Raw genomic sequence first — 14,172 nt, 5'->3', positions numbered from 1 at the left:
GGGCCGCTCCGGGCCGGGGCCGGGTCGGGGCGGCGCCTCGGCCGATGATCTGTCACCATTCCCCGGGGGGCCGTTCGCCCGTCGGGCGGTACCTATTGCAGAGTTGCGACCAGGGGACGGATGGGACCGCGCAGTGCGGGGCTACGAACGCCAGGAGAGCCACCGAGCTGACGACGACCACCTTTCGCGGTTCGAAGCCGAGATGGATCGGCTGAAGACCGCGCGGGAGAAGGCCGTCCAGCACGCCGAAGACCTCGGTTACCAGGTCGAAGTGCTGCGCGCGAAACTCCACGAGGCGCGCCGCAGTCTCGCGTCCCGGCCCTCCTACGACAACGCCGACATCGGCTACCAGGCCGAGCAGATGCTCCGCAACGCGCAGATCCAGGCCGACCAGCTGCGCACCGACGCCGAGCGTGAGCTGCGCGACGCCCGCGCCCAGACGCAGCGCATCCTCCAGGAGCACGCCGAGCATCAGGCCAGGCTCCAGGCCGAGTTGCACGCCGAGGCCGTCCAGCGCCGCCAGCGGCTCGACCAGGAGCTGGCAGAGCGCCGCCAGACCGTCGAGTCGCACGTCAACGAGAACGTCGCCTGGGCCGAGCAGCTGCGCGGCCGCACGGAGACGCAGGCCCGCAGGCTGCTGGACGAGTCCCGCGCCGAGGCCGAGAAGTCCCTGGCCGCCGCGCGCGCCGAGGCCACCCGGGTCGCCGAGGAGGCCCGCCGCCGGCTCGGCGCCGAGTCCGAGACCGCCCGTGCCGAGGCCGAGGCGATCCTGCAGCGCGCCCGCAAGGACGCCGAGCGGCTGCTCAACGCCGCGTCCACGCAGGCGCAGGAGGCCACCAGCCACGCCGAGCAGCTCCGTACGACGACGACGGCCGAGTCCGACCAGGCGCGCCAGCAGGCCGGCGAGCTGAGCCGGTCGGCCGAACAGCGCATACAGGAGGCGGACGAGCGGCTGCGCGAGGCCCGCGCCGAGGCCGAGAAGATGGTCGCCGAGGCCAAGGAGACCGCGGTCAAGCGGCTGGCCGGCGCCGAGACCCAGTACGAGCAGCGCACCCGTACCGCCAAGTCCGAGATCGCCCGGCTCGTCGGCGAGGCGACGAAGGAGTCGGAGGCGCTGAAGTCGGAGGCCGAGCAGGCGCTCGCCGACGCCCGCGCCGAGGCCGAGAAGATGGTCGCCGAGGCCGCCGAGAAGGCCCGTACGGCCGCCGCGGAGGACTCCGCCGCCCAGCTCGCCAAGGCGGCCCGTTCGGCCGAGGAGGTCCTCACCAAGGCGTCCGAGGACGCCAGGGCCACCACCCGCGCCGCGAGCGAGGAGGCCGAGCGGATCCGCCGCGAGGCGGAAGCCGAGGCGGACCGGCTGCGCGGCGAGGCGGCCGAGCAGGCCGACCAGCTCAAGGGCGCGGCCAAGGACGACACCAAGGAGTACCGGGCCAAGACGGTCGAGCTGCAGGAGGAGGCGCGCCGGCTGCGCGGCGAGGCCGAGACCCTGCGGTCCGAGGCCGTCGCCGAGGGCGAGCGCATCCGGAGCGAGGCGCGCCGTGAGGCCGTCCAGCAGATCGAGGAGGCGGCCAGCACCGCCGAGGAGCTGCTGACCAAGTCGCGCGCCGACGCCGACGAGATGCGCGCCACCGCGTCCACGGACAGCGAGCGCGTCCGTACGGAGGCCATCGAGCGCGCCACGACGCTGCGCAAGCAGGCCGAGGAGACCCTGGAGCGCACCCGCGCCGAGGCCGACCGGCTGCGCGCCGAGGGCGAGGAGCAGGCGGAGGCGACGAAGGCCGCCGCCGAGCGGGCCGCGGCCGAGCTGCGCGAGGAGACCGAGCGCGGTGTCGAGGCCCGTAAGGACGAGGCGTCCGACGAGCTGACCCGGCTGCACACCGAGGCCGAACAGCGCCTGAGCGGCGCGGAGTCGGCGCTGACCGACGCGCGCGCCGAGAGTGAGCGTATCCGCCGGGAGGCCGCCGAGGAGACCGAGCGGCTGCGCACCGAGGCCGCCGAGCGGCTGCGTACGCTCCAGGCCCAGGCCGAGCAGGAGGCCGAGCGGCTGCGCACCGAGGCGGCCGAGGACGCGGGCCGCTCCCGCGCGGAGGGCGAGTCGACCGCCGTACGGCTGCGCGACGAGGCCGCCCAGGAGGCCGAGCGGATCAAGACGGAGGCCCAGGAGAGCGCGGACCGGCTGCGTGCCGAGGCCGGCGCCGCGGCCGAGCGCGTGGCGGCCGAGGCCGCCGAGGCGCTGGACGCCGCGCAGGAGGAGGCGGGCCGCCGCCGCCGTGAGGCCGAGGAGCTGCTGGCCGCCGCGCGTACGGAGGCGGACCAGGAGCGCGAGCGGGCCCGCGAGCAGAGCGAGGACTTGCTGGCGTCGGCCCGGAAGCGGGTCGACGAGGCGCAGACCGAGGCGGCGCGGCTGGTCGAGGAGGCGGACTTCCGCGCCACCGAGATGGTGTCGGCCGCCGAGCAGACGGCGCAGCAGGTACGGGACGCGGTCGCCGGGCTGCACGACCAGGCCGAGCAGGAGATCGCCGGACTGCGCTCCGCCGCCGAGCACGCCGCGGACCGGACGAGGTCGGAGGCGCAGGAGGAGGCGGACCGGGTCCGCTCCGACGCGTACGCCGAGCGCGAGCGCGCCGCGGAGGACGTGGCACGGCTGCGCGCCCGCGCCCAGGAGGAGACGGACGCCGCGCAGGCGCTGGCCGAGAGCACCGTCGGCGAGGCCGTCACCGAGGCGGAGCGGCTGCGCGCGGAGACCTCGGAGTACGCGCAGCGTGTACGGACCGAGGCGTCGGACTCGCTGGCCGCCGCCGAGCAGGACGCGGCCCGTGCCCGGCAGGAGGCGCGCGACGACGCCAACCGCATCCGGGGCGACGCCGCGGAGCAGGCGGACCGGCTCATCAACGAGGCGTCGAGCGAGTCGGAGCGTATGCGCGCCGAGGCCGCCGAGACGGTCAACTCGGCCCAGCGGGCCGCCGAACGGCTCCGTACGGAGGCCGCGCAGATCAGGTCGGACGCCGAGGCGATGGCCGAACGGACCGTCAGCGAGGCGATCACGGAGTCGGACCGGCTCCTCGACGACGCCCGGGCGAACGCGTCCAAGCGCCGTGCGGACGCGGCCGAGCAGGCCGACCAGCTCATCAACAAGGCCCAGGAGGAGGCGTTGCGCGCCGCCACCGAGGCCGAGGCGCAGGCCGACACGATGGTGGGCGCCGCGCGCTCCGAGGCGGCGCGCATCACGTCGGACGCGACGGTCGAGGGCAACTCCCTGGTGGAGAAGGCCCGTACGGACGCCGACGAACTGCTCGTCGGCGCGCGCCGGGACTCCACGGCCATCCGCGAGCGCACCGAGGAGTTGCGGACCCGGGTCGAGGGCGAGATCGACCAGCTCCACGAACGGGCGCGCCGCGAGACGGCCGAGCAGATGAAGAACGCGGGCGAACGCGTCGACAAGCTGGTCAAGGCGGCCACCGAGCAGCTGGCGGAGGCCGAGGAGAAGGCCAAGTCCCTGGTGGCGGAGGCCGGTTCGGAAGCGAGCAAGGTCCGGATCGCGGCGGTGAAGAAGGCCGAGGCGCTGCTGAAGGAAGCGGAGCTGAAGAAGGCCGAACTGACCCGCGAGGGCGAGAAGTTGCGCGCCGACGCCCAGGACGAGGCCACCCGCACCGTCGAGGAGGGCAGGCGTGAACTCGACGTCCTGGTACGCAGGCGCGAGGACATCCAGGCCGAGATCTCCCGTGTCCAGGATGTGTTGGAAGCGTTGGAATCCTTTGAGACACCGGCCGCGAGTGGCAAGACGGGTTCAGGTGGCGGCACCGGCGGGGGTAGCGTCAAGGCGGGTGCGGCAGCAGGTGTTACCCGTTCGGGTGGCAAGCCGTCGGACAGTTAGGGCCTGTCGTGTGGAGCAGGCCGGATCAGCGAGCGCCCGCCGCGCAGCGGCTGATGTCTCGTTGGCGCGTGCGATCGCAAGGCGGAGGAGGGAGGCATGGCGGAGCCATGCCGACCGACGACAACGCGGCGAGTGTGTGTGCCAGGGCACGCGAGCCCGGCAAGTTCCACACGACGGGCCCTTACCACTCAAAAGGCTGGACATTCTCCAGATCAAACCGGCATCCGCTCGATGACACGCCGCTTCGGCCCCTAGGATTCCCCCTATCACCTCACCGGTCTCATTCGACAGGAACCCCATGAGCGACACTTCCTCCCCATTCGGCTTCGAGCTCGTGCGGCGTGGTTACGACCGCGGTCAGGTGGATGACCGCATTACCAAACTCGTCGCCGACCGTGACAGCGCTCTCGCACGGATCACTGCACTGGAAAAGCGCATCGAGGAGCTCCACCTCGAAACGCAGAACGCTCAGGCCCAGGTCACCGACGCGGAGCCGTCGTACGCCGGCCTGGGAGCGCGCGTTGAGAAGATCCTCCGCCTCGCCGAGGAGGAGGCGAAGGACCTGCGCGAAGAGGCCCGTCGCGCGGCCGAACAGCACCGTGAGCTGGCGGAGTCGGCGGCCCAGCAGGTGCGCAACGACGCCGAGGCGTTCTCCGCCGAGCGCAAGGCGAAGGCCGAGGACGAGGGCGTCCGCATCGTCGAGAAGGCGAAGGGCGAAGCCTCGACCCTGCGCACCGAGGCGCAGAAGGACGCTCAGCAGAAGCGCGAGGAGGCGGACGCGCTCTTCGAGGAGACCCGCGCCAAGGCCGCCCAGGCCGCCGCGGACTTCGAGACGAACCTCGCCAAGCGGCGTGAGCAGTCCGAGCGTGATCTGGCCTCGCGTCAGGCGAAGGCGGAGAAGCGCCTGGCGGAGATCGAGCACCGCGCCGAGCAGCTGCGTCTGGAGGCGGAGAAGCTCCGTACGGACGCGGAGCGTCGCGCCCGTCAGACGGTGGAGACCGCTCAGCGCCAGGCCGAGGACATCGTGGCCGACGCGAACGCCAAGGCCGACCGGATCCGCAGCGAATCGGAGCGCGAGCTGGCGGCGCTCACCAACCGCCGCGACTCGATCAACGCCCAGCTGACCAACGTCCGCGAGATGCTGGCCACGCTGACCGGTGCGGCCGTCGCCGCGGCGGGTACGCCGGCCGAGGACGAGCCGATCTCCCGCGGTGTCCCGGCGCAGCAGTCGCGCTAGGACAGCTGGACGGCCGGTGTACGGCCGATAGACGGATCCGTTCCGTAAGTAACGATCGTGCAAGCCCCCCGCCAGTGGAGTGGCGGGGGGCTTTGCGCGCCCTTAGGTTGTCCGCATGATCGAGGTCGAAGGGCTCACCAAACGTTTCGGGAAGAAAATCGCGGTCGACCACCTCTCCTTCCAGGTCCGGCCAGGGGTGGTGACGGGTTTTCTGGGACCCAACGGAGCCGGCAAGTCGACGACGATGCGGATGATGCTGGACCTGGACATCCCGACCGGTGGATCGGTCCGGATCGACGGGAAGCACTACCGGGAGCTCTCGGAGCCGGTGAAGTACATCGGCGCGCTGCTCGACGCGAAGGCCATGCACGGCGGGCGGAGCGCGTACAACAACCTCCTGTGTCTGGCCCAGAGCAATCGCATCCCGGTGAGCCGGGTCAACGAGGTCCTCGACACCGTCGGTCTGACGGCCGTGGCCAAGCAGAAGTCGAAAGGCTTCTCGCTTGGTATGGGCCAACGGCTGGGAATCGCGGCGGCGCTGCTCGGTGATCCAGAGATCCTGATGTTCGACGAACCGGTGAATGGTCTGGACCCGGAGGGCATTCACTGGATTCGCAACCTGATGAAAGCCCTCGCGGGCCAAGGCAGGACGATCTTCGTTTCCAGCCATCTGATGAGTGAAATGGCGCTGACCGCCGATCACTTGATCGTGATCGGGCAGGGAAAGCTCCTGGCGAACACCTCGATGGCGGATTTCATCCAGGAGAACTCACGGAGTTTCGTACGGCTCCGCTCCCCGCAGCGCGAGGAGATGCGCGACGCGCTGCACCAGGGCGGTATCTCCGTCGTGGAGGCGGCCGACGGCGCGCTGGAGGTCGACGGCTCCACCGCCGAGGAGATCGGTGACCTGGCCGCCCGGCACCGGCTCACGCTGCATGAGCTGAGCTCCCAACGCGCCTCGCTGGAAGAGGCGTTCATGCAGATGACGGCCGAGTCGGTCGAGTACCACGCCCATTCCGGCGGCGACCGCGTGGCCCCGGCGGCCAACACGGCCCCGGGTCCCCAGTGGGGACAGCACGACAACCAGGGCAAGGGAGCCTGACCCATGGCATCGGTACCAGCGGTCCTCCAGTCCGAGTGGACCAAGATCCGTACGGTCTCCTCCACGATCTGGACCCTCGCCGTCGCGTTCCTCGTGACCGTGGCGATGGGCTTCGGTCTGTCCCTGCTGTTCGGCTCCACGTTCGACGATCTGTCGGACGCCGAGCGCGCCACCTTCGACCCGACCTTCGTGAGCTTCTCCGGGATGATTCTCGGTCAGCTGGCGATGGTGGTCTTCGGCGTCCTGGTCGTCGGCTCGGAGTACAGCTCGGGCATGATCCGCACCTCGCTCGCCGCCGTACCGCAGCGGGGCACGTTCCTCTTCAGCAAGCTCCTGGTCGCCGGGGCGCTGGCCCTGGGGGTCGGGATCGTCACCGGCTTCGTCGCGTTCTTCCTCGGCCAGGCGGCGCTCGGCGACCACGGGACGAACATCGGCGAGCCGGACGTGCTGCGCGCGGTCATCGGCAGCGGTCTCTACATGGGGCTGATCGCGCTGTTCTCGATGGGCGTCGCGACGATGCTGCGCAGCTCGATGCTGTCGCTCGGCATCCTGATGCCGTTCTTCTTCCTCGTCTCGCAGATCCTCGCGTCCGTGCCGAAGGCGAAGGAGGTCGCCAAGTACTTCCCCGACCAGGCGGGCTCCAAGATCATGCAGGTGGTTCCCGACGCGCTGAACTCGACCCCGGCTCCGTACAGTCCCTGGGAAGGCATGGGGATCATGGTGCTGTGGGTCGTCGCCGCGCTGGCCGGCGGCTATCTCGTACTGAAGAAGCGCGACGCGTAGGCGCTGTCCGCGGCCGCCGTCCCTCTGGGGATCCCGGGAAGCTCCTCGCCGCCGCTCCGCCGTAACGACTTGGCTGGAACCGTCAAGGCCCGGATATCCTCCTAACTCTAACGGGGGCCGTCGGCCCGGAGCGGCCACTGCCCCGACCACCTGACTGAACTGTCGATGGGGCTGGAGAATGATCGAGGCAGTCGGCCTGACGAAGCGCTACGGCGCCAAGACGGCCGTGTACAACCTTTCCTTCCAGGTGAGGCCCGGTACCGTCACCGGGTTCCTGGGCCCCAACGGTTCCGGCAAGTCGACGACCATGCGGATGATCCTCGGCCTCGACCAGCCGACCGCCGGCCATGTGACCGTCGGCGGGCACACCTTCCGGCAGCTTCCCAACGCGCCCCGCCAGGTCGGCGCGCTCCTCGACGCCAAGGCGGTGCACGGCGGGCGCAGCGCCCGCAACCACCTGCTGTCGCTCGCGCAGCTCTCCGGCATCCCGGCGGCCCGCGTGGACGAGGTACTGGGCGTGGTGGGCCTCCAGGACGTGGCACGGCGCCGCTCCAAGGGCTACTCCCTCGGTATGGGCCAGCGGCTCGGCATCGCCGCCGCGCTGCTCGGCGACCCGCAGGTGCTGCTCTTCGACGAGCCGGTGAACGGGCTCGACCCGGAGGGCATCCTCTGGGTCCGCAATCTGATGAAGCAGCTGGCGTCCGAGGGCCGTACGGTCTTCGTCTCCTCGCACCTGATGAGCGAGATGGCCGTGACGGCGGAACATCTGATCGTGATCGGGCGCGGGCAGCTGCTCTCCGACATGAGCGTCAAGGACTTCATCTCGCACAACTCGGCGGACTTCGCGCGGATCCGCCCCGCTCCGACCGCCCCGGAGGCCCGCGAGAAGCTGATCGTCGCGCTGGGCGAGGCGGGCGGCCAGGTGCTGTCCGAGCCGGACGGCGCGCTGCGGGTCACCGGGCTGCCGCTGCCCCGTATCAGCGATCTGGCGCACGAGTCGGACGTACGGCTCTGGGAGCTGTCCCCGCACCAGGCGTCGCTGGAGGAGGCGTACATGCGGCTGACGCAGAGCGCCGTGGACTACCGGTCGACGGCCGATCAGCTCGCCGGTTTCGCGCCGCCGCCGCAGCAGGGCTACGCGGTGCAGCTGTACGAGCCGCCGGTCGTGCCCGACGTGCCGACGCAGGGCTGGTACCCGCCGCCGCCTCCGGGGGAGAACCCGTACGCGACGGACGCGCCGGCCGATGCGGTCGCCGCGCCGCCCGCCGCCCCGTCGGCGCCCGCATTCGCACCCGCACCCGCTGCCCCGCCCGCGAAGCCCGCGCCCGCCCCGGCGACCGCCGCCGACTTCGCCAAAAGCCTGAGCGACGCGAAGCCCGACGAGACCGCAGCCGCGGCCGAGAGCACCGAGGACGCCCGATGACCGCCCCGTACGAGCAGCCGCAGGCCCCGATCTGGCCGGGCGGCCAGCCCCTCGGGTCGTACATCTCGCCGATCCCGGTCCGCCGGGCCACCCTCGGTGACGCGCTCGCCTCGGAGTGGACCAAGATCCGGTCCGTCCGCTCCACCGTGTGGACGCTCGGCGTCATGATCGTCCTGATGGTGGGCATCGGCTCGCTCGTGGCGTGGGCCATCTCCCTCTCGGAGCCCGCCCCCGACGGGGAGTCGATGCTGCCGATGGGCTTCTTCGGCGTACTGCTGGGCTCGATCTGTGTGATCACCCTCGGCGTGCTGACGATCGCGTCCGAGTACGGCACGGGCATGATCCGCACCACCCTGACCGCCTGCCCCAGCCGGGGCCGGGTGCTGGCGGCGAAGTCGATCGTCTTCTTCCTGCTGGTGTTCACGACCACGACGGTGACGGCGGCCCTGGTGGGCGGCATCCAGGTCGCGATCCTGGACGGGCGCTCGCCGAGCGGCGAGGAGTGGCTGCGGGCCACGTTCGGGGTCGGGCTCTACGTGGCGCTGCTGGGCCTGCTGGCCCTGGCCGTCGGCGCGCTCATCCGGCACTCGGCGGGCGCGATCACCATCATGATCGGGGTGGTCCTGCTGCCGCTGGTGCTGGCCATGTTCATGTTCTCGCCGTCGCTGGCGGACGTGCAGGAAGCCCTTTTCTCGTACTCGATCCCGAGCCAGCTCGCGGTGCTCTACGACACCTCGATGACCGGGTCCGGGCCGAGCGGCTGGGACCCGCTGTTCATCGGGGCGGGTGCCACGGCCGCGATGATGGCCCTCGCCACCTTCGCGCTCAACCGGCGCGACGTGTAAGGCGAGTTGGCGGGTGTCGGGCCGGTACGGCGTCGGTCGCGCCCGGACGGTCCGTCGCGCCCGGTTCGGCTCCGGCGCCCGGAACGCCGGCGCTCAGAACTTCGGCGCGTTACGGGACCGCTGCACCCGCGAGGCGCGGCGGTCCTTCGCGTTCCAGCACGCCTTGTGCCAGTGCCGCCGGTCGTCCACGCCGCCGTACTCCGGCCACGCCACCACGTGCGGCACACCCGAGGGGATCTCCTGGTCGCAGCCGGGGCAGCGGTACCGCTTGCCCGCGGCGCTCGCGCCCGCGACGGTCCGGACCGCCCATTCCTCGCCCTGCCAGGACTCGGTCCGCTGGAAGCCGCCGTACCGGTCCGTCGCCTCTCCGGCGTGGTCGGTCGGGGTCTCGCCGCCTCGGGGGCGGTTGCGGCGCGGGGACACATGACACCTCACGGGGCTGACAGCACGGTTCCCCTCCAGCGTACGGGCCGCTCTCCCGGTGCCATGCCCGTGCGGCGTGAGACCGTGGGCACCCGCACGGTGCAGTTAGCGGACAATCGCAACAACTTCCGTGGCGCCCGTGCCCATGGCACGTGTCAGACGTTAATGCCAGCAGGGGGGAGCCGCGTCAGCCGCAAGGAGGCAGAAGGCGATGCGAGTTGGAGCTTTTGTACTGGCGGCCCAGTTCCCGGGCCAGGGCCAGGGGGAAGCGCTGCACAGAGCGGTGCGGACGGCGGAGGTCGCCGAGGAGTCCGGACTGGACTCGGTCTGGCTGGCCGAGCACCACTTCGTGCCGTACGGCACCTGCCCGTCGGCCGTGACACTGGCCGGCCTGCTGCTGGGGCGTACCCGGCGCATACGGGTGGGCACGGCGGTCAGCGTGTTGCCGAACATACATCCGGTGGCGCTCGGCGAGCAGGCGGCGTTGCTGCACCTGCTCTCCGGTGGGCGCTTCTCGCTCGGCGTGGGCCGGGGCGGGCCCTGGGTCGACCTGGAGGTCTTCGGGTCGGGTCTCCAGGCGTACGAACGGGACTTCCCCGAATCGCTCGACCTGCTGCTGCGCTGGCTGCGCGACGCCCGGGTGTCGGCGGACGGCGAGCGCTACCGGTTCCGTGAAGTCCCCGTCGTACCAAGGCCGGACGAACTGATCGACGGCGCCGGCGGGCCCGAGGTGGTCGTGGCGTGCACGTCCCCGAAGAGCGTGCGGCTGGCGGCCGAGCGGGGGCTGCCGATGCTGCTGGGGATGCACTGCGGGGACGAGGAGAAGGCCGAGATGGTGGCCCTCTGGCGTACCCACGCCATCGCCGCCGGCCGCACGCCCGAGGAGGCCGACGGCGCGGCGCACGTGTCGGCGGGAGTGGCACAGATCGCCGACGGCCGTACGGAGGCGACCGAGACACTGGTGAAGGCCATGCCGGGCTGGCTGCGGCAGGGCCTCGGCGCGCATGTCACGGTGGACGGCAGGCACAGGTCGATGCGTGATCCCGTCGCGTACACGGAGCTGCTGTGCGGTCTGCATCCGGTGGGGCCTCCCCGGCTCGCCGCCGACCGGCTGGCGGCCACGGCGGAACGAACCGGAATCACGCGCTTCGCGCTGCTCGTCGAGGGCTCCGGGGATCTGGCGGCCACGGAGGAGAACGTACGGAGGATGGGGGCCGAGGTGCTGCCCCAACTGGCTTGAGGCGGCGGCGCGTAGCCTCCTCGCGGCAGGATGCCGGGCGCAGGCGCTCGGGCTCGGGCGCCCGGTGTCACGTCGGCCGCCGGGCGAGGTACGGGCCCGGCGAGGCCGGGCCGGTCGTCCGGCGGATCCCTGTGTCGGCCCAGGAATCCGCCGACAGACCGAAGCCGTCAGCAGTCCCGGAGCTCCGGGGACTGGTTCAGCAGCTGTCCCCTGATGGAAGTGAAGCGGGCGAGCCTCTCGTCGACCGCGGGGTCCAGCGGGAACACCGCGACCCGGTGACAGTTCTGGAAGGCCAGACGCACTCCGAAGTGGCGCTGAAGCGCACCGCGGATCGCGTCACTGGCGAGTGCGCGCAGCAGCTGACCACGTGCCTGCTCGTCCGGCGGCGGCGTCTGGTTGTCGGCGAACTCTCCGCCGTCCACCTTCAGCTGGGCCACCAAGGAGCTGATCATCTCCCACGCGAAAGGCAGGGAGGTCCGGACGCAGTCGACGAATTCGGCTTCGTCGACCTCGCCTCGCTCGGCCTGCTCCAACAGTGCCGGTGAGACGTCGAGCGACATGGGTTCTCCTCTCGCGACCCCAGGCAAACCGGGGCCTTACGGGCAGGGAAGGGGGAGACGACGACGCAGCGTGCACGACCGGCGACCTCCTGCATCCACGTTATGCGTGCTGTCCGGACCGCACCAGGCGAATGGGAACACAACCGGCCACAAACGAACGGGGCTTGAGGGGCGAATCGCGGCGAACGTCGACAGTCGAGTAGCGTTGCGGACCATGCGTCTCGTCATCGCCCGCTGCTCCGTCGACTACGCGGGCCGGCTCACCGCCCACCTGCCCACCGCCCCCCGTCTGATCCTGGTCAAAGCTGACGGGAGCGTGTCGATCCACGCGGACGACAGGGCGTACAAACCGCTCAACTGGATGTCTCCGCCCTGCACTCTCAAAGAGGGCACCGGCGACGATGTCGGAGTATGGACGGTCGTGAACAAAGCGGGCGAGAAACTGATCATCACGATGGAGGAAATCCTCCATGACTCGTCACATGAACTCGGGGTTGATCCAGGCCTGATCAAGGATGGCGTGGAAGCACACCTCCAGGAGCTTCTCGCCGACCGCATCGAGACACTCGGCGACGGCTACAGCCTGATCCGCCGTGAGTACCCCACCGCGATCGGCCCGGTGGACATCCTGTGCCGCGACGCGGACGGCGCGACGGTCGCGATCGAGATCAAACGCCGCGGCGACATCGACGGCGTGGAGCAACTGACGCGCTATCTCGACCTGTTGAACCGCGACCCCCATCTCTCCCCGGTCCGCGGCCTGTTCGCCGCCCAGGAGATCAAGCCCCAGGCCCGTGTACTCGCGACGGACCGCGGCATCGGGTGCGTGGTCCTGGACTACAACGCGCTGCGGGGCATCGAGGACGACAAACTGCGGCTGTTCTAGCGGCTGTTACCGTCGCGTGCCGTACGTCCGGCCCCCCGGGCGTACGGCGCGAACAGCAGGTCCCAGTTGGCCACGGTGGAGCCGGGCGGGTGCCCGTCCCCCGCCGTGGCCGCGTCGAGCAGATACAGCAGGTGTCCGTGCGCGGCGCCGGTGTCGCCGGTCTCCAGGGTCGCGGTGGTGAACGCGCGCTGCTCGTCGCGCCACACCAGGTCCGAGCCGTCCACCGAGGCCCCGACCAGTGCCGCCCAGTAGGGCTCGTCGTGGGCGCCCGTGCGCTGGCGCATGTGCCGCGCGGCGAACCGGGCCATGGCCGCCGGGTCGCCGATGAGCGGCGAGAGCACCTGGTCGGACGTGAAGTCGAAGCCGAAGAAGAGGCGGCGGCCGTCGAGGACCAGCGATTCGATACCGCCGATCGCACCCGTACGGCCGGGCAGGCCGGCCGTCAGGTCCACGGTCTCGTTCAAGGTCTCGTCCACCGGTGGGGCCCTTCGTCGGTCGCCGCTGCGGGAGTTGTCCACCACGTGTCTATCGCAGCCCACTGACAATCCGCGCCACCGGTCCGACCTCGTCAGGACGCCAGTTCGGCCGGGACCTCGGCGGCCGTGACCTCGACGTAGTCGTTGACCCTGACGAGCGCCATGAGGACACGGGACCAGCCGGGCAGCAGCCGCCGTCCGGGCTTGCCGTGAATGCGCTCCGGCTTGGTGAGCTGGTAGCGACGGCCGCCGCGGATCAGATGGCCGCCGTCGGCCGCGATCACGTTACGGACCCAGTCGACGTCCTTGCCGTAGGCCAGCGCGACGACCCAGCCGCGCTCGGTCTTGAACGCCTGGACCGGGGTTCGATACCGCTTGCCACTGCGGCGGCCGACGTGTTCGACCAGGGCGAGAGGGGGCATGCGGCGGGCGAGTGGCAGCACCATCGGGTTCACGACTCGACCGAGGCTCCGGAAAGCACGTGGCATTGTCATTTCTGGTCTCCTTGCACGGCGTTGGAGCTGACGGTCGCCGCCGGACTCTGCCGCGACCTGGACCGATCCCATATAAGAAACTCTGAGTATCTTCTGACTCAAGGCTAAGCTAGCACGACAAGGAACTCAACGACTCTTAAGGACGGGCCATGGCAGAGCCGCCGGCCACTCGGCGCCGCGGGAAGGCGCTCGAGTCGGCGATCATTCAGGCGGTGTGGGACGAGCTGGCCGAGGTCGGGTACGCCGCGTTGACCGTCGGGGACGTCGCCGTACGGGCTCGTACGAGCAAGGCCGTGCTGTACCGACGCTGGCCCGGCCGGGCGGACCTGGTCTTCGCCGCGATGGTGCACGACGTGCCGACGGCCGACGGCCTGCCCGACACCGGCGCCCTCAGGTCGGATCTCTACGTGCTGCTCAGGCAGATGGTGGACAGGTTCGCCGCGGTGGACGTGGATGTGCTCTGGGGGTTGCTGGCCGAGAGCGCCCGTGACCCCCGGCTCTTCGAGCTGGTCCGGTCCGAACTGCTCGATTCCGTGCACCGCGGGCCCACCGCGGCGCTCCTCGAACGCGCCGCCCGGCGGGGCGAGGTCGATCCGGCGCGGGTGACGGAGCGGCGGATCAACCTGCCCCTGGACCTGATGCGCAACGAATTGCTCATCCGCGGTTCGATCGCCGAGGACGCCATCGCCGAGATCATCGACGAGATCTTCCTGCCCCTCGTCTGTCCGACCGGGGACACGCCGGGAGCGCGCGTCACGGCCTGATCCGCACCGGCGGCGGAGAAGGGGCGGCCCCGGACGGCAACTGCCGCCCGGGGCCGCCCCGTTGT

Annotated in this window: 13 protein-coding genes; 9 read left to right on the top strand and 4 right to left on the bottom strand. The window is 71.1% G+C overall.

Annotated elements, in window-relative coordinates; genetic code table 11:
- Nucleotides 1–133 precede the first annotated feature (133 nt).
- The 6 genes from scy to ACFUN8_RS23175 all read left to right on the top strand — a co-directional run bounded on the left by scy (nucleotide 134) and on the right by ACFUN8_RS23175 (nucleotide 9,264).
- Nucleotides 134–3,874: a polarized growth protein Scy gene (scy, locus tag ACFUN8_RS23200; RefSeq protein ID WP_383640755.1), complete on the top strand. Its 3,741-nt coding sequence runs from the start codon at nucleotides 134–136 to the stop codon at nucleotides 3,872–3,874.
- A 298-nt stretch (nucleotides 3,875–4,172) separates the two neighbouring features.
- Nucleotides 4,173–5,111: a cellulose-binding protein gene (locus ACFUN8_RS23195; RefSeq protein WP_383640752.1), complete on the top strand. Its 939-nt coding sequence runs from the start codon at nucleotides 4,173–4,175 to the stop codon at nucleotides 5,109–5,111.
- Between the two features lie 115 nt (nucleotides 5,112–5,226).
- Nucleotides 5,227–6,213, top strand: a complete 987-nt coding sequence (locus tag ACFUN8_RS23190; RefSeq protein ID WP_383640750.1) for an ATP-binding cassette domain-containing protein — start codon at nucleotides 5,227–5,229, stop codon at nucleotides 6,211–6,213.
- Nucleotides 6,214–6,216: 3 nt separating this feature from the next.
- Complete coding sequence (locus tag ACFUN8_RS23185) at nucleotides 6,217–6,996, top strand: ABC transporter permease subunit (protein ID WP_383640747.1); 780 nt, start codon at nucleotides 6,217–6,219, stop codon at nucleotides 6,994–6,996.
- A 178-nt stretch (nucleotides 6,997–7,174) separates the two neighbouring features.
- On the top strand, nucleotides 7,175–8,419 hold the full coding sequence (locus ACFUN8_RS23180) for an ABC transporter ATP-binding protein (RefSeq protein WP_383640744.1): 1,245 nt from the start codon (nucleotides 7,175–7,177) through the stop codon (nucleotides 8,417–8,419).
- Entirely contained in the window at nucleotides 8,416–9,264 is an 849-nt protein-coding gene (locus ACFUN8_RS23175; protein ID WP_383640741.1) for an ABC transporter permease subunit, read from the top strand. Before ACFUN8_RS23180 ends, ACFUN8_RS23175 begins: the two co-directional genes overlap by 4 nt.
- A 93-nt stretch (nucleotides 9,265–9,357) precedes the next feature.
- Here ACFUN8_RS23175 and ACFUN8_RS23170 read toward each other — a convergent pair whose 3' ends face one another.
- The gene (locus tag ACFUN8_RS23170; RefSeq protein WP_382567120.1) at nucleotides 9,358–9,687 is read right to left on the bottom strand and encodes an ATP/GTP-binding protein; all 330 of its coding nucleotides are present in this window, start codon (nucleotides 9,685–9,687) and stop codon (nucleotides 9,358–9,360) included.
- 211 nt (nucleotides 9,688–9,898) lie between these two features.
- Here ACFUN8_RS23170 and ACFUN8_RS23165 point away from each other — a divergent pair, with 211 nt between their 5' ends.
- Nucleotides 9,899–10,927, top strand: a complete 1,029-nt coding sequence (locus tag ACFUN8_RS23165; RefSeq protein ID WP_383640739.1) for an LLM class flavin-dependent oxidoreductase — start codon at nucleotides 9,899–9,901, stop codon at nucleotides 10,925–10,927.
- A gap of 167 nt (nucleotides 10,928–11,094) precedes the next feature.
- On the opposite strand, the gene ACFUN8_RS23160 is transcribed toward ACFUN8_RS23165, so the two are convergent.
- Complete coding sequence (locus ACFUN8_RS23160) at nucleotides 11,095–11,487, bottom strand: SCO5389 family protein (protein ID WP_363241313.1); 393 nt, start codon at nucleotides 11,485–11,487, stop codon at nucleotides 11,095–11,097.
- A 214-nt stretch (nucleotides 11,488–11,701) separates the two neighbouring features.
- On the opposite strand from ACFUN8_RS23160, the gene nucS reads away from it, so the two are divergent.
- Nucleotides 11,702–12,373 carry an endonuclease NucS gene (gene nucS / locus ACFUN8_RS23155; RefSeq protein WP_354605251.1) on the top strand — a complete coding sequence of 224 codons (672 nt, stop codon included), beginning with the start codon at nucleotides 11,702–11,704 and terminating at the stop codon, nucleotides 12,371–12,373.
- Here the strand turns inward: nucS and ACFUN8_RS23150 are convergent.
- A complete protein-coding gene (locus ACFUN8_RS23150; protein WP_383640735.1) occupies nucleotides 12,370–12,849 on the bottom strand; it encodes a hypothetical protein in 480 nt (159 codons plus the stop codon). The genes nucS and ACFUN8_RS23150 overlap by 4 nt on opposite strands.
- Nucleotides 12,850–12,941: 92 nt before the next feature.
- Nucleotides 12,942–13,343, bottom strand: a complete 402-nt coding sequence (locus tag ACFUN8_RS23145) for a nitroreductase family deazaflavin-dependent oxidoreductase (protein ID WP_383640732.1) — start codon at nucleotides 13,341–13,343, stop codon at nucleotides 12,942–12,944.
- A gap of 149 nt (nucleotides 13,344–13,492) precedes the next feature.
- On the opposite strand from ACFUN8_RS23145, the gene ACFUN8_RS23140 reads away from it, so the two are divergent.
- Nucleotides 13,493–14,107, top strand: a complete 615-nt coding sequence (locus tag ACFUN8_RS23140; RefSeq protein ID WP_383640729.1) for a TetR/AcrR family transcriptional regulator — start codon at nucleotides 13,493–13,495, stop codon at nucleotides 14,105–14,107.
- Nucleotides 14,108–14,172: the final 65 nt, after the last annotated feature.

It is taken from the genome of Streptomyces sp. NPDC057307 (assembly GCF_042667665.1).
Classification (GTDB): domain Bacteria; phylum Actinomycetota; class Actinomycetes; order Streptomycetales; family Streptomycetaceae; genus Streptomyces.
The sequence above is the reverse complement of the archived record's forward strand: the minus strand, read 5'-3'. Positions and strand labels throughout refer to the sequence as shown.